At 33.8% G+C, this 23767-nt stretch carries 23 protein-coding genes and 1 pseudogene; 16 read left to right on the forward strand and 8 right to left on the reverse strand.

Annotated features, from left to right (window positions below; all coding sequences use genetic code 11):
• The 3 genes and pseudogenes from A9Q93_RS11640 to mscL all read left to right on the forward strand — a co-directional run.
• Positions 1–275, forward strand: a pseudogene (locus A9Q93_RS11640) (type IIA DNA topoisomerase subunit B); the annotation flags it as partial.
• A gap of 130 nt (positions 276–405) precedes the next feature.
• Positions 406–3078, forward strand: a complete 2673-nt coding sequence (locus A9Q93_RS11645; RefSeq protein ID WP_303687581.1) for a DNA gyrase/topoisomerase IV subunit A — start codon at positions 406–408, stop codon at positions 3076–3078.
• Positions 3079–3192: 114 nt separating this feature from the next.
• Entirely contained in the window at positions 3193–3630 is a 438-nt protein-coding gene (gene mscL, locus A9Q93_RS11650; protein ID WP_303687582.1) for a large conductance mechanosensitive channel protein MscL, read from the forward strand.
• Positions 3631–3709: 79 nt separating this feature from the next.
• On the opposite strand, the gene A9Q93_RS11655 is transcribed toward mscL, so the two are convergent.
• Positions 3710–4081 carry a DNA topoisomerase IV gene (locus A9Q93_RS11655; RefSeq protein WP_303687583.1) on the reverse strand — a complete coding sequence of 124 codons (372 nt, stop codon included), beginning with the start codon at positions 4079–4081 and terminating at the stop codon, positions 3710–3712.
• Positions 4082–4118: 37 nt separating this feature from the next.
• The gene (locus A9Q93_RS11660; protein WP_303687584.1) at positions 4119–4574 is read right to left on the reverse strand and encodes a helix-turn-helix domain-containing protein; all 456 of its coding nucleotides are present in this window, start codon (positions 4572–4574) and stop codon (positions 4119–4121) included.
• A 389-nt stretch (positions 4575–4963) separates the two neighbouring features.
• On the opposite strand from A9Q93_RS11660, the gene A9Q93_RS11665 reads away from it, so the two are divergent.
• From A9Q93_RS11665 to A9Q93_RS11680, 4 genes are all read left to right on the forward strand, one after another.
• Complete coding sequence (locus tag A9Q93_RS11665) at positions 4964–6049, forward strand: M14 family zinc carboxypeptidase (RefSeq protein ID WP_303687585.1); 1086 nt, start codon at positions 4964–4966, stop codon at positions 6047–6049.
• 80 nt (positions 6050–6129) lie between these two features.
• A complete protein-coding gene (locus A9Q93_RS11670; protein ID WP_303687586.1) occupies positions 6130–6603 on the forward strand; it encodes an Lrp/AsnC family transcriptional regulator in 474 nt (157 codons plus the stop codon).
• Positions 6603–7124, forward strand: coding sequence for a DinB family protein (locus A9Q93_RS11675; protein ID WP_303687587.1), 522 nt, complete (start codon positions 6603–6605; stop codon positions 7122–7124). The genes A9Q93_RS11670 and A9Q93_RS11675 overlap by 1 nt, the downstream gene beginning before the upstream one ends.
• A 117-nt stretch (positions 7125–7241) precedes the next feature.
• Positions 7242–7790, forward strand: coding sequence for a type 1 glutamine amidotransferase domain-containing protein (locus tag A9Q93_RS11680; protein WP_303687588.1), 549 nt, complete (start codon positions 7242–7244; stop codon positions 7788–7790).
• Between the two features lie 66 nt (positions 7791–7856).
• Here A9Q93_RS11680 and dnaN read toward each other — a convergent pair whose 3' ends face one another.
• Positions 7857–8972: a DNA polymerase III subunit beta gene (dnaN, locus tag A9Q93_RS11685; RefSeq protein ID WP_303687589.1), complete on the reverse strand. Its 1116-nt coding sequence runs from the start codon at positions 8970–8972 to the stop codon at positions 7857–7859.
• A gap of 178 nt (positions 8973–9150) precedes the next feature.
• On the opposite strand from dnaN, the gene A9Q93_RS11690 reads away from it, so the two are divergent.
• Both A9Q93_RS11690 and A9Q93_RS11695 read left to right on the forward strand, forming a co-directional pair.
• Positions 9151–11088: a S8 family serine peptidase gene (locus A9Q93_RS11690; protein WP_303687590.1), complete on the forward strand. Its 1938-nt coding sequence runs from the start codon at positions 9151–9153 to the stop codon at positions 11086–11088.
• Positions 11089–11143: 55 nt separating this feature from the next.
• Positions 11144–11809, forward strand: coding sequence for a DUF2461 domain-containing protein (locus A9Q93_RS11695; RefSeq protein WP_303687591.1), 666 nt, complete (start codon positions 11144–11146; stop codon positions 11807–11809).
• Here A9Q93_RS11695 and A9Q93_RS11700 read toward each other — a convergent pair.
• Complete coding sequence (locus A9Q93_RS11700) at positions 11804–12214, reverse strand: glyoxalase (RefSeq protein WP_303687592.1); 411 nt, start codon at positions 12212–12214, stop codon at positions 11804–11806. The genes A9Q93_RS11695 and A9Q93_RS11700 overlap by 6 nt on opposite strands.
• 222 nt (positions 12215–12436) lie before the next feature.
• Between A9Q93_RS11700 and A9Q93_RS11705 the strand changes: the two genes are divergently transcribed.
• Both A9Q93_RS11705 and priA read left to right on the forward strand, forming a co-directional pair.
• Complete coding sequence (locus A9Q93_RS11705; protein ID WP_303687593.1) at positions 12437–13216, forward strand: co-chaperone YbbN; 780 nt, start codon at positions 12437–12439, stop codon at positions 13214–13216.
• Between the two features lie 103 nt (positions 13217–13319).
• Complete coding sequence (priA, locus tag A9Q93_RS11710) at positions 13320–15773, forward strand: primosomal protein N' (protein ID WP_303687594.1); 2454 nt, start codon at positions 13320–13322, stop codon at positions 15771–15773.
• A 131-nt stretch (positions 15774–15904) separates the two neighbouring features.
• On the opposite strand, the gene A9Q93_RS11715 is transcribed toward priA, so the two are convergent.
• A complete protein-coding gene (locus tag A9Q93_RS11715) occupies positions 15905–16630 on the reverse strand; it encodes a LytTR family DNA-binding domain-containing protein (RefSeq protein ID WP_303687595.1) in 726 nt (241 codons plus the stop codon).
• A gap of 426 nt (positions 16631–17056) precedes the next feature.
• Here A9Q93_RS11715 and rpsF point away from each other — a divergent pair, with 426 nt between their 5' ends.
• The 4 genes from rpsF to A9Q93_RS11735 all read left to right on the forward strand — a co-directional run bounded on the left by rpsF (position 17057) and on the right by A9Q93_RS11735 (position 18746).
• Positions 17057–17401, forward strand: a complete 345-nt coding sequence (gene rpsF, locus A9Q93_RS11720) for a 30S ribosomal protein S6 (RefSeq protein WP_303687596.1) — start codon at positions 17057–17059, stop codon at positions 17399–17401.
• 3 nt (positions 17402–17404) lie between these two features.
• Positions 17405–17701, forward strand: a complete 297-nt coding sequence (gene rpsR / locus A9Q93_RS11725) for a 30S ribosomal protein S18 (RefSeq protein ID WP_015363620.1) — start codon at positions 17405–17407, stop codon at positions 17699–17701.
• 18 nt (positions 17702–17719) lie between these two features.
• Positions 17720–18169, forward strand: a complete 450-nt coding sequence (gene rplI / locus A9Q93_RS11730) for a 50S ribosomal protein L9 (RefSeq protein ID WP_303687597.1) — start codon at positions 17720–17722, stop codon at positions 18167–18169.
• 82 nt (positions 18170–18251) lie between these two features.
• On the forward strand, positions 18252–18746 hold the full coding sequence (locus A9Q93_RS11735) for a DUF6495 family protein (protein ID WP_303687598.1): 495 nt from the start codon (positions 18252–18254) through the stop codon (positions 18744–18746).
• A gap of 84 nt (positions 18747–18830) precedes the next feature.
• Here A9Q93_RS11735 and A9Q93_RS11740 read toward each other — a convergent pair whose 3' ends face one another.
• The 3 genes from A9Q93_RS11740 to prfB all read right to left on the reverse strand — a co-directional run bounded on the left by A9Q93_RS11740 (position 18831) and on the right by prfB (position 23021).
• On the reverse strand, positions 18831–19328 hold the full coding sequence (locus tag A9Q93_RS11740; RefSeq protein WP_303687599.1) for a hypothetical protein: 498 nt from the start codon (positions 19326–19328) through the stop codon (positions 18831–18833).
• Positions 19329–19408: 80 nt separating this feature from the next.
• A complete protein-coding gene (locus tag A9Q93_RS11745; RefSeq protein WP_303687600.1) occupies positions 19409–21844 on the reverse strand; it encodes an outer membrane beta-barrel family protein in 2436 nt (811 codons plus the stop codon).
• Between the two features lie 70 nt (positions 21845–21914).
• Positions 21915–23021, reverse strand: coding sequence for a peptide chain release factor 2 (gene prfB, locus A9Q93_RS11750; protein WP_303687601.1), 1107 nt, complete (start codon positions 23019–23021; stop codon positions 21915–21917).
• A 185-nt stretch (positions 23022–23206) separates the two neighbouring features.
• On the opposite strand from prfB, the gene A9Q93_RS11755 reads away from it, so the two are divergent.
• Positions 23207–23767, forward strand: a 561-nt coding sequence (locus tag A9Q93_RS11755) for a low specificity L-threonine aldolase (protein ID WP_303687602.1), incomplete at its 3' end; no start/stop codon positions are given.

Raw genomic sequence — 23767 nt, forward strand, 5'->3', positions numbered from 1 at the left:
AAACTAGGTATTGCTACACTCCAGAAGAGCGAGCAGCTGCCATTGCAGAGTTGGGTAAAAATCCAGAGATCACACGATTTAAAGGACTTGGGGAAATCAGCCCAGATGAGTTTGTACATTTTATAGGAGAAGATATACGCCTGGATCCTATCATGCTGGACGATGGAATGAGTATCGAGGACTTATTAAAATTCTATATGGGAAAAAACACTCCAGATAGACAGGAATTTATAATCGATAATTTGAAAGTAGAGCTGGATGTTGTTGAGGATTAACTTTCTTTCAACTTAAAGTTTTTTGTTTTAAATAGATAAATATGAATTCCGCTTTCGCGAAAGCGGAGTAATAAAAATAAACAGTTAATCAATAACTGAAAATCGTTAACCGACAACTGTGGACTAACAAATGAGTGAAGAAAACGAAGAATTAGAAAATTTAAGTGAAGGTATAGAAGAACAATCTACAGAGACCATTACTCGTGTAACGGGAATGTATAAAGAATGGTTTCTAGATTATGCCAGCTATGTAATCCTCGAGCGTGCTGTTCCGGCTATTGAAGACGGTTTTAAACCTGTACAACGACGCATCATGCAGTCTATGAAAGACCTAGATGACGGGCGCTATAATAAAGTGGCAAATATTGTAGGTCATGCCATGCAGTACCATCCGCATGGAGATGCGAGCATAGGTGATGCTATGGTGCAAATAGGTCAAAAAGACCTGTTGATAGACATGCAAGGAAACTGGGGTAACATCCTTACTGGTGATCCTGCAGCTGCTTCTCGTTATATAGAGGCGCGTATATCAAAATTTGGTCTAGAAGTTCTTTTTAATCCTAAAATTACAGAGTGGCAAGCCAGTTATGACGGTAGGCGCAAAGAGCCTATCAATTTACCAGTTAAATTCCCACTTCTTCTTGCTCAAGGCGCTGAAGGAATTGCGGTAGGTTTATCTACCAAAGTCTTGCCGCACAATTTTATAGAATTGATAGACGCTTCTATAAAACATTTACAAGGCAAACGATTTAAATTATATCCAGATTTCCCTACAGGTGGCGCTGCAGATATTTCAAATTACAATGATGGACTGCGAGGTGGAAAAGTACGTGTGCGCGCAAAGATGCATTCTCCAGATAAGAACTCTATAGTAATTACAGAGATACCTTTTTCTACAACTACTAGTTCGTTAATTGATTCTATCTTAAAAGCAAACGATAAAGGTAAAATCAAGATCAAGAAAATTGAAGATAATACTGCTGCAAATGTAGAGATCATGATCCATTTGCCGTCAGGGATGTCTCCAGATAAAACGATGGATGCGTTATACGCTTTTACTAATTGTGAAGTAAGCATCTCACCTTTAGGGTGTGTAATTGAAGATAACAAGCCACTATTTGTAGGCGTTTCTGAGATGTTGCGCCGTAGTGCAGATCATACTGTTGCACTTTTAAAAGCAGAATTAGAGATTCTTCTACATGAAGTAGAAGAGCAATGGCATTTTGCATCTTTGGAGCGCATTTTTATTGAAAACCGTATCTATCGAGATATTGAAGAAGAAGAAACTTGGGAAGGTGTTTTAAACGCCATTGATAAAGGTTTACAACCACACATCAAGCATTTAAAAAGAGAAATCACAGAAGAAGATATTGCTCGCTTGACAGAAATACGTATCAAGCGTATTTCTAAATTTGACATTGATAAAGCGCAGCAAAAAATTGATGCTCTCGAAGATCGCATTGCAGAGTTGAAGCACCATCTAGAACACTTGATAGAGTTTGCTATTGATTACTTTACTAAGCTTAAAAAAGACTACGGCAGTGGACGCGAGCGTAAAACAGAGCTTAAAAACTTTGAAGACATTGTTGCGTCTAAAGTAGTGATACGTAACACAAAGCTCTATGTGAATAGAGAAGAAGGTTTTATAGGAACATCCTTAAAAAGAGATGAATATGTAGGTGATGTGTCTGATATAGATGACATTATATGTTTCACAAAAGATGGAACCATGATGGTAACTAAAGTAGACGCCAAGACCTTTATAGGTAAAAACATTGTTCATGTTGCTGTATTTAAGAAAAAAGATAAGCGTACTATTTATAATGTGATCTATCGTGATGGTAAATCAGGACCTAGTTATATAAAAAGATTTGCAGTAACAAGTGTTACCAGAGACCGTGAGTATCCTATGGGTAAGGCAGACAAAGGCTCAGTGATGCATTATTTTAGTGCAAATCCTAATGGAGAAGCTGAGGTAGTTACTGTTAATCTAAGACAGCAAGGCAGTATTAAAAAGCTCAAATGGGATATAGATTTTGCTGATATATTAATTAAAGGTAGATCATCTCGAGGTAATCAAGTGACTAAGTATAATATCAAAAAAGTGGAGCTCAAAGAAGAAGGAGTATCTACTTTAAAACCTCGTAAAATATGGTTTGATGACGTTGTAAAACGTCTCAATGTAGATGGAAGAGGTGAGTTGCTAGGAGAGTTTAAAGGTGAAGATCGATTGCTTATAATTACGCAAAAAGGAATTGCCAAAACAATTATACCGGAAGTAACTGCTCGTTTTGATGATGATATGGTTGTACTGGAAAAATGGATTCCTAGTAAACCATTATCTGCTATCTATTATAATGGAGAACGCGAGTTATTTTATGTAAAGCGTTTTTTAATAGAAAATGAAGAACGTGAAGAATCCATAATCAGTGATCATGAAAATTCTTATTTAGAGATTATTTCTACTGATTATAAACCTGTTGCAGAGCTGGTTCATGTAAAGCCTAGAGGTAAGGAGCAGCCAGATAATGAGGAGATCCTAATAGAAGAATTTATAGCTGTAAAAGGAATTGCCGCGCAAGGTAATATGCTTACCAAAAGTAAAATTAAACAAATCAACTTATTAGACCCTTTACCTTATGAGCCTGAGGAAGAAACGCCTGCTCAAGTAGTAGAGGTCAAAGAAGAAGAAGCGGTAGACAGTGAACCTGTTGCTAAAGATGAGAGTAAATCATCAGCTCAAAATAAAGATGATTTACCAGATCCTGAAATAGATGACACTGGACAGTCTAGTTTATTTTAAGAAATTAATAAGTTCTATACAAGCGGTAAAATTTAACTTTACCGCTTTTATTTTGTTTCCGCTTTCGCGAAAGCGAGATTTTAAATAATCCAATCAATAAAATATAAATTAGTTATGAAGCTCATCAGTGAATTTAAAGAGTTTGCCGTAAAAGGTAATATGATAGACATGGCAGTAGGTATCATAATAGGTACTGCGTTTAATAATGTCATTCAAACACTTGTAAAGAAAGTGTTTTTACCACCATTATCTTATCTGACAGATGGTGTTAATTTTGAAGATAAGAAATACGTGTTGCGAGAAGCTATAGAAGGAGCTACAGGAGATCGTGCTAAGGAAATTGCCATAAGTTATGGTGAGCTAATAAACGTAAGTATCGATTTTCTAGTAATAGGCTTTGTAGTATTCATAGTCGTGAAACTTATGAATAGGTTGCGTAATGATGCACAAGATCCTAAAAATAAAGAAGTGGTAACTCCTAAAGATATTGAATTATTAAATGATCTTAAGGAGTTAATGCAAGAACAGAATCAATTGCTTAAAACAAAATAGTTTTTTCATTTAAGCTAGCAAAACACAAAAGGCGCTTCACATAGTGAGAAGCGCCTTTTCTTTTTATCTTAATTTATATTTATTTTATTGTTGCAGTTCCCTTGTAGATTTGATCACGTCCCGACTGCGTAAATTCAAATGAATATGAATTCTTATCTGTAGAAAGAATTTTAAACAGATATGCACGACTTTCTGCATTTGTTTCTGGATCTATAGGAATAACTCTCCATTCACAATCATTGATCCATTCAATACGTGAAGTATCTACTTTATTCTCAAATCGCTCGATTTGTAAATCTTTGGTACGTGTAAATTCTGTCCTTAATAATTTACCTCCACTTTCTTGTTCCCAGATAAAGGTTCCTTCTTGAAAATCTAGACAATCTCTTTTATTCTCATAACAGCTACTGCACAATAAAATTAAAATAAATAATAGGGAGGCACTCTTCATTTTTACTTTTTTACAAAGTTACTTCTTGGATATCTAGTTAAGGTATAAAATATTCAAAACTTCCATCATCATAAATCAAAATCACTTTTTGTATATTTTTCCCTTTTTTTATTTGTGTCTCATTTAAGTTGTCTTTTAATTGAACCGGGCTTAATAAGTTTTTTGAAGTATCATTTTTATCTTCTTTAACCTTATTTGAAACTGAAGAACCTTTCACGTTTTCACTAGAGCTATTTGAAGATAGAGCAGTAGTTGTTGTTTGCTCCGTTTTAGGATAGGTGCCTTTTCCATTAAGCAACCAGTAGAGATCTACCTCTGGAAATTCTTTAACTGTATTAATAACAAAATCAAGACTAGGTTTATTGCGCCCAGACAAAATATGTGAGATGGAGCTGCGTCCTACATGTATACGTTCAGCAAATGAAGAGGCATTTAAACCATGCTGATCCATAATTTTTTGCAATCTTTTAGAAAATTCTGCTGAGTTTACCATAGTTACAAAAGTAAACAATTTTATGTTTACAATTGTGTTTAATATTGTAAACAATCTAGTTTAGCTACTTGTAATTACTATAACTAATCACATATTTAGTTAATTAATTGCTTTATATGAGGTGTTATAAATATCTGAAATATAATATTATGACATTGTATTTATCTAGCCTGTCTATACTCGTTTATAATTGTATTCAAATCTCTATGAAAAAGGAAATAATCAACATTAAACTGTATTACAAATGTAAACAAACAATGCTATTCAATTGTTTACAAATGTAAATAGCGTGATGTTTACGTTTGTAAACGATTTAGAAGTTACATTTGTAAGACACAATTTTACTGGTTTTAATTAGTAGAATTTAATCGTTACATATTAACTGTATTATGTTAGCTAGATACTATACCTATTCGCAATTTGAATCTCATTTTTCTAAACTCATAAAAAGATTTAAAATAGAATCCCTGAATGAAATTGAAATTGGTACTTCGGTTTTAGGAAAATCTATTTATGGACTTAAACTAGGATCTGGAAATATTAAGATATTAGCCTGGTCTCAAATGCACGGTAATGAATCAACTACCACAAGAGCTCTTTGCCAGCTGTTAGAAACTACCGATTTTGATAAAGAATTAGATAATATTCAATTATACATTATTCCTATTTTAAATCCTGATGGTGCTCAATCCTGGACTCGAGTAAATGCAAATAATGTGGATTTAAATAGAGATGCAGTGAATTTATCTCAACCAGAAAGCAGGCTTCTAAGAGATATTATAGATAACTTTCAACCTGATTATTGTTTTAATCTTCACGGGCAAAGAACTATTTATGGATCTTTGGATGGTACATCACCTATTCAAATGTCATTCTTATCACCAGCGGGCGATCAAGAAAGATCTGTTAATGAAGTGCGATTGAAGTCCATGAATGTAATTAATCGTATTTATTCTCAATTAAAGAATGAGGTAACTGGCTCCATAGGTAGATATGGTGATGCTTTTAATATAAATTGCATAGGAGATTACCTAACAAGTCGCAACATTCCTACCATTCTTTTTGAAGCTGGCCACGCTGGAAATGATTATTCTCGGGATAAAGTAACTGATTTAACGACTACTTCACTAAAAGTTGCGATTAATACTCTTAATGAGGATATGTCTTATAATTCTAAAACATTAATGGAGTATAACGGTATTCCATCTATTTCTAGTAATTACAGTGATATAATGATTAAAAATTATCCATCTAGTGATGGACTGACTACCTTATTTATTCAATATCATGAACAAGTTAAAGATGAGAACCTCTATTTTATCCCTATTCTTATAGGGTTAAATAGAGAAGAAATTATCAATGCTCATGAGGTTATTGATATTGACACATGTTTATCTTTTACAAATGACCTAATAATTGAAGAATCTCTAGAAGTATATAGTGAGTCCTTGAATATTAAAATTTTTACAAATTAGTTGTAAAACCTTAAGTTTTCTTAGTTTTTTATTAATGATTGTCTTTATTTTGCGATTAATTGTTAGAAAAAGATAATAAAATGGCAAAAATCGACGATATAGATAAACAAATTTTGGATGTTCTTATAGAAAATACAAGAACTCCATTTACAGATATCGCAAAGAGACTTAACATAAGCGCTGGTACCGTACATGTGAGAGTTAAGAAAATGGAAGAATCTGGAATCATTCATGGATCTTCCTTAACCGTAGATTATCATCAATTAGGTTATACTTTTATTGCTTACATAGGTGTATTTCTTGAAAAAACTAGTACCACGCAATTTGTGATCAGAAGAATTAAAGAAATTCCGTTTGTCACTGTTGCCCATATAACTACAGGTAAGTTCAATATTTTCTGTAAAATACGAGCTAGAGATACAGCTCATGCAAAGAAAATTATTTTCATGTTAGATGATATTGATGGAGTTAGCCGTACAGAAACCATGATAAGTCTGGAAGAGAGTATTAATGATAAAAAGAGATTGTTGCACAAGGTATTTCAGGACTTATAATGGTGCAATTAAAGGACATATCTAGCGACGAATATTCTGATTATTATCAGACTTATTTATCTCTCATTGATCCACAAACTTCTATAGATAATGTTTTGCAAGAATCATTAGAAGGTACATTAAGCTTACTAAAAGAATTAGAAAAACCGTTATCTTATAGTTATGCAGCAAATAAGTGGTCTATAGGGCAAGTATTGCAGCATGATATCGATACAGAGCGCGTTTTTGCTTATCGTGCATTACGATTTATAAGAAAAGATGCTACACCATTGCCAGGTTTTGATCAAGATGTATTTGTAGCTAATTCTAAGGATCTCGCTTTCGCGAAAGCGGAATTAAAAAAATCTATCATTACTACTAGACAAGCTACTATCGAGTTGTTTTCAAATGTTACTATGGATTCATTAATTTTTAAAGGGAACGCTAGTGGGCAAGTTATGACAGCTAGAGTTATTCCCTTTTTAATCGCTGGTCACAATTTGCATCACGAGAATGTGATAAGAGAGCGCTATTTAACTTAATTTAATATAATATTACTTTTATTAAGAGCTTGCTAAGTTTTAATTAGCAAGCTCTTGTTATATATAGATTGAATTGATTAGCATCTTTGTATCATTAATTAAAACAAATATATAGATATGAAAAAGAGAGTAGCAATTTTAGCCACAGATGGATTTGAAGAAATAGAACTTACTAGTCCTAAAAAAGCACTAGAAGAAGCAGGTGCACAAGTAGATATCATTAGTCCAAAAAGAGATTCTATAAAAGCATGGAATGAAGATAACTGGTCAGAAACATATAAGGTGGATCATCATGTGAGTGAGGTTAATGCCTCAGATTACAATTCTTTGATGTTACCTGGTGGAGTAATGAATCCAGACCAGTTGAGACAGGATGAGGATTCTATTAAATTTATTACCGCATTCTTTGAGCAAAAGAAACCAGTAAGTGCAATATGTCATGGGATTCAACCTTTAATTGATGCAGATGTATTAAAAGGTAGAAAATTGACATCTTACCCATCGTTGAAAAAAGATGTAGAAAATGCAGGTGGTAATTGGGTAGATGAAGAAGTTGTAGTTGATCAAGGATTTACAACTAGTAGAACGCCCGACGATCTTGATGCATTCAACAATAAGTTAGTTGAAGAAGTACGTGAAGGTAAACATGAAGAACAGCACGCATAATCCTCTAAATTATAAAATTAAAAAGGCTCGCAATTGCGAGCCTTTTTAATTGGAACTTTTTAAAATCTACTGATTAAGCATTACTGGCATAACTAACATAGTTACATTCTCGCCTTCGTCTAATCCATCAACTGGCGTTAAAATACCAGCGCGATTAGGTAAGGACATTTCTAGAGAAACATCATCACAAGTTAAATTGTTAAGCATCTCTATTAAAAACCTACTATTAAAGCCTATTTGCATGTCGTCACCTTGATAATCACAGGTTAGGCGCTCATCTGCCTTATTGCTGTAGTCTAAATCTTCAGCACTGATGTTTAATTCTGCACCAGCCATTTTAAGTCTTATTTGATGAGTCGTTTTATTTGAAAAAATACTCACACGTCGCACAGAGTTAAGTAACTGCGTCCTAGAAATAGTTAATTTATTAGGGTTTTCTTTAGGTATTACCGCTTCGTAATTAGGATACTTACCATCAATTAAACGACAAATGATAGTCGTTGAATCAAAGCTAAATTGAGCGTTACTATCATTATATTCAACTAAAACCTCTGACTCACTTCCTTGTAGCATTGCTTTAAGAAGATTTAAAGGTTTTTTAGGCATAATAAATTCTGCTGTTTGACTAGCTGAAAGATCTTCTCTTTTATAACGGACTAATTTATGAGCATCTGTAGCTACAAAAGTTAAGGAATCGCTTGCAAATTGAAAAAACACACCACTCATAACTGGTCTAAGGTCATCATTTCCAGCAGCAAAGATGGTTTTGTTAATGGCAGTAGCAAGTGTATCACCCATAATTGAAGTACTGCTAGGATCAGTAATAGAAACTGCCTTAGGGAACTCCTCTGCAGCAGCACAAGCAATTTCAGATTTTCCTTTATCATGACTTACAATCATCATGTTGTCCACGCTATGAAAAGTAAGCGGTTGTTCTGGAAAAGTTTTTAAAGTGTCTAGTAAAAGTTTAGCAGGTAAAGCAATGCTACCATCGTCTTCACTTTCTACATCTAATTTACTAACGATGGTGGTCTCCATATCACTAGCAGATACTTTGAGTTCATTTCCAGTTAATTCCAATAAAAAATTATCTAATATCGGTAAGGTATTGTTATTATTTATGACTCCACCTAATAGTTGAAGGTGTTTTTGTAAGTAAGAACTAGATACTATAAATTTCATCTGTCAGTTATTGTTTTGTGATTTTGTCTTCCTTAAAATTATTAATTAAGAAAAAGTGATAAAGAATAATGCTTTTTTGAGTTAAATTGCAATTATCATTTACAGAACAAAGATATTTGTTTAATGATAAGTATAGCAACATATTTATCAACAATTCTACCTTTTTATAAAAATTATTATGAATAAATTAAAAATAGTCTTTTTTATATTCTTAGCCGTCTCAACTAGCATTAATGTATTGGGACAAACTAAGGCTGAAAGAGCTGAAATTAGTAAAAGTTACGATCAGGATAAGATACAAGCCTTAGAAAAATATCTTGATGATCTTGAAGCAAAAAATCAAAAACGTTTTGAGCGTTTACAAGCTATTCATAATTGGCCTTCTACAATAACAACTAAAGACGGCACCACAGCCTATCTTGTAGGAGCAAATTTTTTAGGTGACCCATTATATGTGAGTACTATGAACGAACAAGCAGCTCAAATGCAAGGTGTTCGAGAATTGCAATCTGGTGGTTCCTTTGGTATCAATTTAGAAGGCCAAGGAATGACAGTAGGAGTATGGGACGGTGGAAAAATCAGAGAAACACATCGTTCTTATACTGGGAGAACTTCGGCAGGTGAAGTATTACAGACCATAAGTGGTCATGCTACACATGTGGCAGGGACTATTGCTTCTGACGGGACTGGAGATTTAAGCGCTAGAGGTATGGCGCCACAGTCTATAGTTGAATATTATAAGTTTAGACAGTCAAGTTCTGAAGTTGAAGATGAAAGAGAGATGTCTAGCGCCGCTTCAGGCGGTTTATTAGTATCAAATCATAGTTATGGAATCCCTGCAGATGCTGTTTCTGTTGCTGCGTTAGGTAAATATGATGACGGTGCTCAAGCTTGGGATCAAATTTCTTTTACTTATCCTTATTATTTAATTTTTAGTAGTGCTGGAAATTCCCAAAATGATGGGGTAAATACGTCTGATGGTGGTTATGACCTTCTCACTTCAAGATCAAATGCTAAGAACATAGTTGTTGTAGGAGCATCTGTAGGCGTTACAAATTACACCGGGCCTTCTAGCGTTAGTATGTCTCGATTTAGCAGTTGGGGACCAACTGATGATGGTAGGGTTAAACCAGATATTAGTACAAAGGGCGTTTCCATGTATAGTACAGGAGATCTTTCAGACACGCAATACATAAATAGAAGCGGTACATCAATGTCATCACCTGCAGTGGCTGGTGGTGCGATTATATTACAGCAATTTTATAATTCCATAAATAGCAGTTATATGAAAGCTGCGTCATTGAAAGGTGTAATTTTGCATTCTGCTTATGAAGCTGGTACATCACCAGGTCCTGACTATAGGTTTGGTTGGGGACTTATGAATACGGAAGGTGCAGCTCATGTTATTGAACAAAATGGGACATCATCATTAATAGATGAATCCACACTGTCTCAAGGTGCTTCATATTCTAAAAATATTACTGCAAATGGGTCAGCTTTATTTGATAATAAATTAACCGTGTCTATTTCTTGGACAGATCCTGCAACTGCTACAAGTGATCTTACATCTGTAGTTCAAAATGATGATAGAACACCTATGTTAGTAAATGACCTAGATCTTGTGGTAACTGACCAGAATGGAGTCGTTTATAGACCGTGGAAATTAGATCCAGCATTTCCTCTTAATGCTGCTATCACAGGTGTCAACAATGTCGATAATTTTGAAAAGATTGAAATAGATCAACCGGTAGGAAACTACACGATTTCTGTAACTCACAAAGGGAATTTATTAAATGGTTCTCAAGACTATTCCCTAATTATTTCTGGAGCAGATAATGTTACTCTTTCTAACGATACAGTGAATTTACAATCTTTTGAATTATTCCCTAATCCAGCAAATAATTATGTAAACATAGCTTTTAATGAAGCAATGTTAAGTAACAAAATTAATGTAGATATATATGATGTATTAGGCAAGCAGGTCTTAAATAGAACTTATCCAGCTAATGGCTCAACTAATAAACGAATTGACACTTCAAGTTTCCAGAGTGGTATATACATCGTTAGAGTAGGTGATGGAACTTCTTTCACGACTAAAAAACTAGTTATTCAATAGATGTTAACCTAATTAAATAATAACTTGCCTTTGAACTTTCAAAGGCATTTTTTTTATGATACAACCACAATTACTACATTTTCTAAGAGAATTAGAAACCAATAATAACAGAGATTGGTTTGAGAAGAATAAAAGTGAGTTCAAAAAACTAGATGCCCGATTCAAGGAGTTTGCTCATAACATGATGTTAGACCTAAATGAGCATGATGTGATTGAGAAATTGAAAACTTATAGAATTTATAGGGACATAAGATTCTCTAAAGATAAGACACCATTTAAAGTTCATAGAAGCGCAAACTGGATACGTTCTGGAGAAACTAGGCGAGGTGGATATTACTTAAGAGTGAAACCAGGTCAGACGGTTATAGGTGTAGGTTTTTTTGCTCCAGAAAAAGAAGACTTATTGAGAGTACGCAAAGAAATAGCCTTAGATGCTAGTGATTTAAAAGTATTTATACATGCTCCAGACTTTAAGTCTTGTTGGGGAAATTTTCAAGGAGATACTCTCAAAACTGCTCCTAGAAATTTTGATAAAAATCATCCTGAGATAGATTTGCTGCGCTACAAATCCTATTACTTTTTAAGATCTTTTAGTGATGAAGAGGTTTTGAGCGACAATTTTTCACAAATAATAAATAACTCTTTTAAGCTAGCAAGACCATATTTAGACCTTATGTCTGATATTCTTACTACAGATTTAAACGGAGAATCACTTTTATGATCTTACTGCAGGTTTTTCAAACAAAAGAATGTTACTTATTAAACGTTCTCTTACTAGATTCATCATGCGTTTATTTAAAGCACTAGAATTAGTTATATAATGTTCATATTCTTCAATTGTAAATAATCCTAAAATCATTCCTTTTAACGAGTTCCTAAACTTTTGATCTCTATTCACAGCGTTTTCAATGTAATCAATACGCTTATGCGCTGTAAGTCCATAAAACACATTTTTATGTTTGTGAATATAATTCCTAAACATTGCAACTAATAAATCGTTTTGAAGTTTTGCAATAGGTCGCAGTGTTTCATTTTGAAAACGCTCCTCATCGCTCATTCTATCATTAATTTTTACGTTAGGTAAAGTAGGTCTCAGGGCAACTAGATATTCATCTCGAGTATTCATTTTTGATGCTTTTGTTTAAAGATAGGTACATTTAAACCTGATCAATTTATTTGCTCTTTTGTTTCTCAACAAGTTTGTCAACATTCTAAGAAGAAGCTTGCACGACTACTAGTTTATTATGGTTCCGCTTTCGCGAAAGCGGAATTTCAATCATAAAATACCCATTATAGGGTAGATAGAATTGTTAATTTTATTTTAAATTGCCTATTCAATTCCATTATTATGAGACTACAAAAATTTATTCTACTTTTTATACTTTCCTGTTGCTCAGTAAGCATTGCTCAAACAGAACTAACAGATGATAATGCCGAAGCAAAACTTCTTATCGATAACGATAGGCTAATAGTAGTTGACTTTTATGCTACCTGGTGCGGTCCTTGTAAAAAAATGGATCCTATACTTAAAAAATTAGTTACTAAGTATGGTGGTCGAGTGGACTTTTATAAAATAGACGTAGATAAAAATGAGGTGGATGATATACTAGGTGTTACTGCAATGCCTACTTACTTTTTCATAAAAAACTCTTCAACGCTTGAGGTGATAGAAGGAATGAGGTCTAAAGAAGTTATGGAATCTCTTATTGAGAAATATATGTATTATGAGACAGAAGATGATGTTGTTGAAATAGAAGAAGTAATAGAATCTACTGAGACATCTTATTATGATGCAACTGCTAAGCATGGTTATGAGAGTGAATTTTCTATTTCTACTATTGCAAATATTTGGGACTCATGGTCTAATTTAAACTCTCTAGCCTGGCACATATATCTAGAACATGATGAAACTAAAACGCTGTATAAAGGAATTGAAATAGTTGAGAGATCCATAACTTTAGATAAAAACTATTACAACACAGATACGCTAGCATCACTTTATTTCAAAACTGGTGAATATAAGCAGGCACTGAAAAAAGCAAAAGAAGCCATAGAAATTGCAAAACGTGATAATGAAGATTATTCTTCAACATCTGAGCTTATGAATAAGATCATTGATAGGTTATAGAAATAAATCTCAGTCTTAATAAAAAGCACAAAATCAATTTGATTTTGTGCTTTTTTTGTTTTCGCCACGCTGTATAATCTAATCCTTCTTATTTTTACATCTTATGTCGTATTACGTAGATGTTATATTGCCGCTACCTTTAGAAAGGTATTTTACCTATTCCATTAATAAGGCAGAGTCTCAATTTCTCGAGCCGGGAATGAGAGTCGCCGTTCCTTTTGGAAAATCTAAGATTTACACAGCGATTGTATATGAGGTACATCATAACAATACAGCAACATATGAGATTAAGGATATTGAATTTATCATTGATGAGAAACCAGTAGTTACAAAAGATCAATTAAAATTTTGGAACTGGATTAGTAACTATTATTTATGTGCTATAGGCCAAGTTATGCGAGCAGCACTGCCTAAGTCCTTGCTGCTAGAAAGTGAAACCATTGTTCTAAGAAATGAATCATTATTAATAGATCAGGAAGAGCTAAATGATAGAGAATATTTAGTCATGGAAGCTCTAGAAGAACGCAACTCACTAAAGGTTCAAGATGTAATGAGTATTCTTGATCGTAAAAGCGTTTTACCTATCCTGCAAAAAATGCTGGATAAAAATTATATCATTCTTCAAGAAGAACTGTATAACAGCTACAAGCCTAAAACTGAAAAATACATTTACCTTCATGATGAGTTAAAGGATGAGGAGCGCCTTAAAATGATTTTAGAAGAGTTAACAAGAGCGCCTAAACAGCGCGATGCTGTCATGACATTATTCATGATGCAAGCAGGAAATAGCCGTCCAGTAAGTAAAAAACAGCTTATGGAACGTGCAAATGTTACTAGCGCTGTCATAAAGTCCTTAGTCTTGAAAGAGATTGTTGTAGAAATAGAAGAAGAGGTAGATCGCGTCCTTGATAAAAAAGAAGATGGTGCTTTACTGTATACACTTAATGAAGAGCAATCTCAGGCGCTAAAAAAAATTGAGAGTTATTTTCAAGAATCAAAAACGGTCTTGTTACACGGTGTTACTTCTAGTGGGAAAACCCAACTCTATGTCCAATTAATAAAGGATCAGTTAGAGAAAGGGAATCAAGCGCTTTATCTTTTACCAGAAATAGCGTTAACTACACAATTAATAACACGACTTAAGAATTTTTTCAAACATCAAGTTTTAGTGTACCATTCTAGGTATAATTTAAATGAGCGATTAGAAGTATGGAATCATGTCCTAAATGCTACTGAACCTTATGTAATTATAGGAGCGCGCAGTTCATTACTGCTTCCTTTTAAGAAATTAGGTCTTATTATTATAGACGAAGAACATGAAACAAGTTTTAAACAATTTGATCCTGCACCACGCTATCATGCTAGAGATGCGGCGATAGTTTTAGGTCACTTTAAAAAGGCATCTGTTTTACTAGGTAGTGCAACTCCTGCCTTAGAGAGTTATTATAATGCCAGTACAGGTAAATACCGCATCGTAGAACTTAAAAAAAGATATGGTAACGTACTTATGCCTGAAATTAATATCGTAGATATTAAGGAAAAGCATAAACGCAAGAAAATGAATGGTCATTTTTCTGATACGCTCATTGATCATATGCAAGAAGCTTTTAGGGATAAAAAGCAAGTCATATTATTTCAAAATAGGAGAGGTTATGCACCTATCATGGAATGTAATACATGTGGTAATGCTCCACAATGTCCTAATTGTGATGTAAGTTTAACCTACCATCAATATAAAGGTCAATTAAGATGCCATTATTGTGGCTATCATACATTTGTTCCTAAAGAGTGCCCTTCTTGTTCTAGTCCCGCTATGGATACAAAAGGCTTTGGGACAGAGCAAATTGAGCAGGAATTCCACATGATATTTCCTAATCATAAGGTGGCTCGTATGGATCTAGATACCACTAGAGGTAAGAATTCTTATCAAAAGCTTATTCATGAAATGGATACAGGAGCGATAGACTGTCTAGTAGGAACTCAAATGCTTACTAAAGGACTAGATTTTAGGAACGTGAGCCTGGTAGGAGTCATGAATGCAGACTCCATGCTTAACTTCCCAGATTTTAGAGCACACGAGCGCTGTTTTCAATTGCTTACCCAAGTCTCTGGTAGAGCAGGACGTACAAATGAAAGAGGTAAAGTTTTAATACAGTCCTATAATCCAGATCATAGAATACTACAACAAGTAAGCTCTTATGATTATAAAAACATGTACGAGGAGCAAATAGAGGAGAGGTATCAATTTAAATATCCTCCATTTCAGCGATTAATAAGAATAACTTTTAAGCATAGAGATTATCAAACCACGTTAGATTCTAGTACATGGTTTGTTAATGCGTTAAATCAAATACCTCATGGCGTGACAGTCTTAGGTCCTGAATTTCCACCAGTTTCTCGCATTAGAAATTTATATAATATTCATGTGATTATTAAACTTGCAAAGAATCAGTCACCAGAGCAAGTGAAAGGTTATATCATGAAAGTAAAGAGGAGCTTTGAATCGATAAAACAATATCGATCTGTGAGGTGCAATATAGATGTAGATGCTTATTAATTACGACTGTAAAGTTCTGTGTTACGCTTTCGCGAAAGCGAGATATGTATAATACTCAACCTGTAAAAACATAAGGGAATAAAAAAAGCCACTCGTTAGAGCAGCTTGTAAATAATTATAAAAAATTATCATTAAAATTGTGAGAGTGCTTCTACTAAGTCCGATTTCCTATTGCGACTTAACGGTAATACTTCCTTGCCTAGCTCTACAGCTTTAGAATTAAATTTCTCCACCTTTCTTAAATTGATAATATAAGACTTATGTATTCTCAAAAAGTCTTCACTAGGAAGTGAGTTTTCAAACGACTTCATTGTAGATAATACGATAAGGCTATCATCTTCAGTAATAAGTTTAACGTAGTCGCCTAATGCTTGAATGTACCTCAATTCCTTTAAATAAACTTTACGTTTTTTTAGGTTGCTCTTCACAAAAATAAACTCTCCACGATCTTCGATCATTTCGGTTTTCATTTTATGCGATAGTAAGGCTCGTTCTACAGCATATAGGAATCTATCTTTTTTAATAGGTTTTTGTAAATAGTCTATAGCAGCATAATCAAATGCTTTAAAAGCATACTTAGTCTGTCCTGTAACAAAAATAACACCTGGTTTATCTGTTAAATCATCAAGTAAATCAAATCCTGTAAGAATAGGCATCTCAATATCAAGAAAAATTAAGTCAATACTTTGCTCTTTTAAGGCCGTTTTAGTTTCTACAGCATTACTAAATTCACCCTTGAGTAGTAGATTAGGATGATTTTCAATCATTTTGACAATAGCTAATCGTTGAATGCTTGAATCATCAACAACAAAACAGTTAAGAATAGTGTTACTCATCGCCTTAATTAATGGTTTCATGACAATAGTAATCACTTTTCTGATGAAATACAAGCAAAAACGTCATTTAATCGGACTTTTTTACGATATAGCGAAATTATAGTCATTTTAACTTTCTGTAATCAATTAACTTATAGAGGCTTAATCGATTGGTTTTAAGTCTGTATTAAGTTTATTTAATTAATTATTAATGGTTTACAGTTGATTCATTTTGTGCTATAATTCTAATTTCTTTTAATTTTTTAACTTTAGTTACACTTTTTAGTGGAGAGTTTTAGCAAATTAGGTCAATAATAATTCTCATAGACCTCAGTTTTATTTTAGAAACAAGAGATTAGATTTAATAGGGTACATAAAGGTTTTAACTCATTTGCAATATATTATAGATAGACTTGTTGTTTATTATTAAATAGAGTACTTTTGCAGCCGTTTTAAACAATAATTATTATGAATCAATACGAAACTGTTTTCATTTTGAATCCCGTTTTATCTGATGATCAGGTAAAGGAAACAGTAAAGAAGTTTGAGAATTTCCTTACTCAACGTGGAGCTAAAATGGTAGCTAAAGAAGATTGGGGCCTTAAAAAACTGGCTTATGCAATCGAGAACAAAAAAAGTGGCTTTTACCACCTTTTCCAATTTGAAGTGTCTGGTGACGTGATCAATGACTACGAAGTAGAATTTCGTCGTGATGAGCGTGTTATGAGATATCTTACTGTAAAGCTTGATAAGTACGCTATCGAGTGGGCAGAGAAAAGAAGAGCTAAATTATCTAAAAAATCTAAAGCTTAATCCATGGCAACATTACAACAACAAGCTAAAGGTAAAAAAGATGGTGACATCCGTTACTTATCTCCTTTAAAAATTGAAACTCAAGAGAGAAAAAAATACTGCCGTTTTAAGCGTAGTGGTATTAAATATATAGATTATAAAGATGCAGACTGGTTGTTTGGTTTTGTAAATGAGCAAGGTAAATTGTTACCACGTCGTCTTACAGGAACATCTTTAAAGTATCAACGTAAAGTCGCTGTAGCTGTAAAACGTGCTCGTCACATCGCTATCATGCCTTACGTAGGTGATTTACTTAAATAATAAAATCAGATTAACAATATGGAACTTATATTAAAGAAAGATGTAGAACATTTAGGTTTTGCAGACGATGTAGTGACTGTTAAGCCTGGTTATGGCCGTAACTTTTTAATCCCTAATGGTCTTGCTGTAATGGCGACTTCTAGTGCAAAGAAAGTTCTTGCTGAAACGCTTAAACAAAGAGCTCATAAAGAAGCTTCAAACATTAAGGCTGCGCAAGAGCAGGCAGATAAACTTGCTGCGCTTGACCTTAAGATTACAGCAAAAACTGGTGATGGAGACAAATTGTTTGGTTCTATTACTACTGCAGACGTTTCTGACGCCCTTGCTAAAAATGGTGTAGAAATTGAAAAGAAGTTTATATCTGTTGCTGGTGGTACTATCAAGAGATTAGGTCAGTATGAAGCTGATGTACGTTTCCACAGAGAGGTAAGTGCTAAACTTATTTTTAACGTGGTTGCAGAAAAATAAAAGAGATTTTATTTATAATAAAGCCGTTTCATTAAATTGAAGCGGCTTTTTTAATTTTATTTGATTTTACAAAATATTTACAATGAAGTATAGAAGACTTACCAAAGAGCAGCTAGAAGAAATGCATCCAGAATTTATAAATTTTCTAGCCTCTCAATCCATAACTGCTTCTGAATGGGATGATATAAAAAAAAATAAACCGCAAGTTGCTGAAGAGGAAATCGATGTGTTTTCTGATCTAGTATGGGAAGGTGTATTGAGTAAAGCAGAGTACTTAGAGCATATTTCACCGAGAACAATGAACCTGTTTTCATTAGGCGAAAATGAGATGGAGCTTATATCTATTATTGTAGGTGATGAATTAATAGATATTACCACTAGCGATGGTTATAAATGGTTGCAAAAAAATCTACTAGATGATGAGGTGAAAATCTTCACAGCAAAAAAATCATATAGTGATAACCCTAATGAAGATAAATTTAAGTTAATTGAATCTGGAGCCGTAATTACTAAAGGTAAACTATTTAATTATTTTGATGATTTAATGGAATTAGGTAAAGAAACTAATGGTTTCTAAATTGTTATAGTTAATAAGCTAATTAAATAAAAAAGGTTGCTAGAGTTTTCTAGCAACCTTTTTAGTTTTAACTATTTCTTTATATTAGAATCGGTACCTCATACCTAAAGCTACATCTAAGTCATTACCATCTCTGAAGTCTCCAAAGTAAAATTCTGGTCTTACATCTAAAGATATAAGTAATGGAAAATCAAAGTTATATTCTATACCTACTTGACCAGCAGCTAAAAGAAAAAACTCTGAATCGTCATCAAAACCTGCTCTTCTTCTAAAATCGTCATCAATACTGATTGATCCTAAACCACCACCGGCACCTGCGTACCAGTTAAAACCTCCTTCAATGTTCCATAACCATTGATAAATACCAGTAGCTTTAAAGCCATCAAACCCATCGCCATCTTCATAACCTAAATCTATTTCTAGACGGTTGTTATCTCCTAAACCTCTTTGGTACGATATCTCAGTTCCAAACCCATCTCCATCGCCTAACCTTATACCTATGGCATTTTTAGAGATTTGTTGTGCATTTGATTGCAGTAGAAAACCTAATCCTATTACAACAGTAAAAAATAACTTTTTCATAATTTCTTATATTTTATAACAAATATTCTAATAAATTAATCGATAAAAAGTTTTAATTATGTTAAATAACAAATTTATAATTATCCTTCAAACTCGTCATCTCCACCTTCATAATCGTTGCGACCTCCTTGATTACGTTTCTTTTGTTGATTAAAACGATAAACAAAACTTAGGTTCACCTGTCTTTCTCTCCATTGAAATTCACTAGAAGAATTAAAAGTAGGTGTTGATACTGTGCTTTGTCTTATACGACTATTAAATAAATCACTTACGTTTAAAGATATTGTTGCATCATCATTTAATATGTCTTTGCTAGCAGCAAGATTCATTGTAAATATACCATCTTGAGTACCTTGTGCATTCTCTGAAGCTCCTCGATAGTTCAAACGTGTTTGGAAATCAATTCCTGAAGGAATGCTGAACTTTTGGTTAAGTCTAGCAAAGTATGTGGTATTCTCAAAATCAAAGTTCTGGTTGTTGAACTCTCCATCTGTAGTAACATGAAAAAGATTAAAATCTGAATTAATAGTCCACCATTTAAAAGGTCTATAAGTAAGAGTGAATTCATATCCGGCTCTTTCTTGCGTAGATAAGTTTACAGGTGTGCGTCTAATTATAGGATCTCCATTGTCAGTTATTTCACCGGTATCTTCTTGAATAAATTCCCAGTTCTCGTCACTTCTATTGTAGTATATCGATGTGCTTAAAGTAACTTTCTTCCATCTTCTAAGATATCCTAAATCTAAAGAGTTAGTAAAAGTTGGATCTAGATCTACATTACCTTGAAAAATATTTGATTCACTGGATCTGCTCGGGAAAGGATTTAAGAATCTACCACGTGGTCTTCTCACTCTTCTATTAAAGCCCAAAGTAATATTTTCTCCATCTTGAATTTCGTAACCTAAATTAAGAGTAGGGAATAGGCTACTATAGTCCTTCTTGTCTTCAGAGTTAGTTGTTTCTTGACTGATGACAACGTTAGTCTGTTCAAATCTTAGACCAGCTAAAAAGGAGAATTTCCCTAACTCTTTACCGAATTGTCCGTAGAATGCGTTAACTAGTTCTTCGTAATTAAACGTGTTATTTAATCCCAAGTCTGGAACTATAGGACCTCCAGGAAAGCCTATTTGTTCCTCAAGATAAAATGAGTTTGAAATATCACGATAGTTACCTCTATATCCAGCCTCCCATTGCGTATCTTCTCCTATGGGTAGTTCATAATCTATTTGCAAGTTTGCGTTAGTCTCATCTTCTTGTGATACCGTGCGTTCTATATCATTTACCATGTTTGTAGTAGTTTCGGTTTCTACTATATCTGCAAATTGATCTTCGACAGATGTAGAATATTGCAATGTTGCATTAATCTTCTGTCCATTATCGTCTATATCTTTTTTGTAGTCTAGTGAGTATTGAATTCTAGTATCTTCTTCAGCTTCTTCTTCAATTCTTTCTGTTGCCTCATTAAGATTTCGATTCTCATCAAGTCGCTCGATGATATTAGTATTTACATCATCATCATTTCCTTTGCGATAAACAATGTTACCTACGATACTTGAGCTGTCGTCAATAAAGTATTCAGCTCCTAAACTTGTGAAAAAGTTTCTGCCTACACGATCAAAATCTCTTTGTTCATTTACAAATCTATTTTGAGCTGTTGCACTGAAAAATTCTGAATTACTAGAAGCGTTTCCTGGACGTTCTCTATATCTAAATCCAGTATTTGTAAAAAAGTTCCATTTATCAGTTCTAAAGTTACCGTTGAATGAAGTTCCTAATTGTGGATTGTATCCAGTGTCTAATTGTAAGGAGCCATTGAACCCTACTAATTTATTTTTTCTCAAAATGATATTCAAGATACCAGCGGTACCTTCAGCATCATATCTTGCGCTAGGAGAAGTAATAACCTCTACCTTTTCAATAGCGTCTGCTGGGATTTGTCTCAAAGCTTCAGCACCATTGAAACCTACTAATGCACTAGGTCTACCGTCTATAAGAATGGTAACATTATCATTACCTCTTAGTGCTACATTACCTTCTACGTCTACTGATACAGATGGAACATTATCGAGCACATCACTGGCGCTACCACCGCGTACAGTGAGATCTTTACCTATGTTGTAGATTTTTTTATCAAGCCTAATGTCTACAGTAGTTTTCTCTGCCACTATGACTAATGTATCAAGCTCTGCTACATCAATTTCAAGAGAAATTGTTCCAAAGTCTTTATCTTCTGAAATTACTTGATTCTCTCTGACTTCACTTTTAAATGTGATGTATTCCCATTTTATAGTATAGGTTCCCGGAGTAACTTTAATGTTATAATTTCCTTCTAGGTCAGTAACACCACCTTGAGGGGCTTTTTGGGGATCTTTGCTTATAAATGATATAGTAGCAAACTCTAAAGGAGTACCAGTATTTTTATCTATTAATTTTCCTTTTACTGTAACAGGCTCGGGATTCTGAGAATAAGAATAGCTTCCAATTAATAGAAACACAAGCAATAAAATTTTTTTCATAACGATCTTAAGGTTTATCCTTTGATCGCAAATCTATCTTATGGTTTCATCGAGGTTTATTAAACTTAAGTTAAAGCTCGTCACTAGGAATTTCCTTACTATCTTCCATTAAGAATGCCTTAAGAAAAGCATCAAGATCACCGTTCAATACTGCATCAACATTACCTGTTTCATGACCTGTTCTCACGTCCTTAATTAATTTATATGGGTGTAACACATAATTACGTATTTGAGAACCCCATTCTATCTTCATTTTACCAGATTCAATTTCTTGTCTGGCAGCATTACGTTTTTGCAGCTCTATTTCAAAAAGTTGGGATTTAAGCATTTGCATAGCCTTCTCTCTATTTTCTAGTTGAGATCTTGTTTCTGAATTATGAATCACTATACCAGATGGATGGTGCGTAAGAATCGCTTTGGTCTCTACTTTGTTCACATTCTGTCCACCAGCACCACTTGATCGAGCAAAATCCCAAGAGATATCTGCTGGATTGATATCTATTTCTATAGAATCATCAGCAAGCGGATAAACATAAACAGAGGCAAAGGAAGTATGACGTTTTGCATTAGAATCAAATGGAGAGATACGGACAAGACGGTGCACACCATTTTCACTCTTTAACCACCCAAAGCTATAATCACCTTCGATTTCTAAAGTCACGGTTTTAATACCAGCTACATCACCAGCTTGAAAGTTTAGTTCCTTTACTTTGTAACCATTTTTTTCAGCCCACATGAGGTACATTCTCATTAACATCTCTGCCCAATCACATGATTCCGTACCACCTGCGCCAGCAGTGATTTGTAATACAGCACTCATGTCATCACCTTCATTAGAAAGCATGTTCTTAAACTCCAGTTTTTCTATGAGATCATTTGCAGCATTGTATTTAAGAATTACATCATTTTCAGTCGCCTCGTCTTCTTTAAAAAATTCAAAAAGTACCTCTAGATCTTCTGTTAAAGTAACTGCAGTAGCATAATCAGTAGTCCACTGTTTTTTATTTCTTAGTACTTTCATGATGCCTTCAGCCTCTTTAGGATCATTCCAGAAGTCGGGAGAAAATGTCTTTTCTTCCAGATTAGTAATTTCTATTTGTTTGGCATCGATTTGTAAATAGTTTTTGAGTTTAGAAACTCTTTCTTGCAATTCTTTAACCTGTTCTGCAGTGATCATAAAATGGTTTTCAACAATTGCAAAAATAGAATTAAATTCTTTGCTCTAGAGATGCTATATGTAAGGTGTAGAGATTATTTTTATACCGCTTTCGCGAAAGCGGAACAATTACAATTACTATTACACAAAAAAGATAAATGCTTTAAAACTAATTTAGGGACCTTATCTTTTAATAACTAATTTATATGATCGATTTAAAAAGCGATACGGTGACTAAACCATCAAAAGGAATGATGGAGGCAATTTTTAATGCAGAGGTAGGAGACGATGTCTATAAAGAAGATCCTACTGTGAATGAGCTGGAGAGGCGAGTAGCAGAAATGTTTGGAATGGATGATGCGCTTTTTTTTCCAACGGGAAGCATGGCAAATCAAGCTGCGATTAAAATGCACACTCAACCAGGTGAGCAACTCATTTGTGATAAATATGCACATGTTTATAACTATGAAGGTGGTGGCGTTTCCTTTAATAGCGGTGTCTCTTGTAAACTACTAGATGGAGATAGAGGTATGATAACAGCAGCTCAAGTAGAAGAGGCAATTAATCCGCCAGATTTTTATCACAGTCCACTGACTACATTAGTATGTGTAGAAAATACCACAAATAAAGGTGGAGGCGCTTGCTATAGTATGCAAACTTTTAAGGAAATTAAGGCAGTTTGTGAAAAACATGGTCTAGGATTTCATCTTGATGGCGCAAGACTGTGGAATGCTATGGTCGCCACAAATCAAAATCCAAAAGATTAT

It is taken from the genome of Nonlabens dokdonensis, from assembly GCF_002162835.1.
Lineage (GTDB): Bacteria > Bacteroidota > Bacteroidia > Flavobacteriales > Flavobacteriaceae > Nonlabens > Nonlabens dokdonensis_B.

Bases quoted from the DNA above. Each gene is read 5' to 3' on its own strand.
- A9Q93_RS11705 (WP_303687593.1), top strand. From the start codon at position 12,437: ATGAGACTACAAAAATTTATTCTACTTTTTATACTTTCCTGTTGCTCA.
- A9Q93_RS11735 (WP_303687598.1), top strand. From the start codon at position 18,252: ATGAAGTATAGAAGACTTACCAAAGAGCAGCTAGAAGAAATGCATCCA.
- A9Q93_RS11690 (WP_303687590.1), top strand. From the start codon at position 9,151: ATGAATAAATTAAAAATAGTCTTTTTTATATTCTTAGCCGTCTCAACT.
- A9Q93_RS11675 (WP_303687587.1), top strand. From the start codon at position 6,603: ATGGTGCAATTAAAGGACATATCTAGCGACGAATATTCTGATTATTAT.
- A9Q93_RS11745 (WP_303687600.1), bottom strand. From the start codon at position 21,844: ATGAAAAAAATTTTATTGCTTGTGTTTCTATTAATTGGAAGCTATTCT.
- prfB (WP_303687601.1), bottom strand. From the start codon at position 23,021: ATGATCACTGCAGAACAGGTTAAAGAATTGCAAGAAAGAGTTTCTAAA.
- A9Q93_RS11645 (WP_303687581.1), top strand. From the start codon at position 406: ATGAGTGAAGAAAACGAAGAATTAGAAAATTTAAGTGAAGGTATAGAA.
- A9Q93_RS11695 (WP_303687591.1), top strand. From the start codon at position 11,144: ATGATACAACCACAATTACTACATTTTCTAAGAGAATTAGAAACCAAT.
- rpsF (WP_303687596.1), top strand. From the start codon at position 17,057: ATGAATCAATACGAAACTGTTTTCATTTTGAATCCCGTTTTATCTGAT.
- A9Q93_RS11740 (WP_303687599.1), bottom strand. From the start codon at position 19,328: ATGAAAAAGTTATTTTTTACTGTTGTAATAGGATTAGGTTTTCTACTG.
- rpsR (WP_015363620.1), top strand. From the start codon at position 17,405: ATGGCAACATTACAACAACAAGCTAAAGGTAAAAAAGATGGTGACATC.
- A9Q93_RS11670 (WP_303687586.1), top strand. From the start codon at position 6,130: ATGGCAAAAATCGACGATATAGATAAACAAATTTTGGATGTTCTTATA.
- A9Q93_RS11715 (WP_303687595.1), bottom strand. From the start codon at position 16,630: ATGAAACCATTAATTAAGGCGATGAGTAACACTATTCTTAACTGTTTT.
- A9Q93_RS11655 (WP_303687583.1), bottom strand. From the start codon at position 4,081: ATGAAGAGTGCCTCCCTATTATTTATTTTAATTTTATTGTGCAGTAGC.
- A9Q93_RS11700 (WP_303687592.1), bottom strand. From the start codon at position 12,214: ATGAATACTCGAGATGAATATCTAGTTGCCCTGAGACCTACTTTACCT.
- dnaN (WP_303687589.1), bottom strand. From the start codon at position 8,972: ATGAAATTTATAGTATCTAGTTCTTACTTACAAAAACACCTTCAACTA.
- A9Q93_RS11680 (WP_303687588.1), top strand. From the start codon at position 7,242: ATGAAAAAGAGAGTAGCAATTTTAGCCACAGATGGATTTGAAGAAATA.
- A9Q93_RS11665 (WP_303687585.1), top strand. From the start codon at position 4,964: ATGTTAGCTAGATACTATACCTATTCGCAATTTGAATCTCATTTTTCT.
- mscL (WP_303687582.1), top strand. From the start codon at position 3,193: ATGAAGCTCATCAGTGAATTTAAAGAGTTTGCCGTAAAAGGTAATATG.
- A9Q93_RS11660 (WP_303687584.1), bottom strand. From the start codon at position 4,574: ATGGTAAACTCAGCAGAATTTTCTAAAAGATTGCAAAAAATTATGGAT.
- rplI (WP_303687597.1), top strand. From the start codon at position 17,720: ATGGAACTTATATTAAAGAAAGATGTAGAACATTTAGGTTTTGCAGAC.
- priA (WP_303687594.1), top strand. From the start codon at position 13,320: ATGTCGTATTACGTAGATGTTATATTGCCGCTACCTTTAGAAAGGTAT.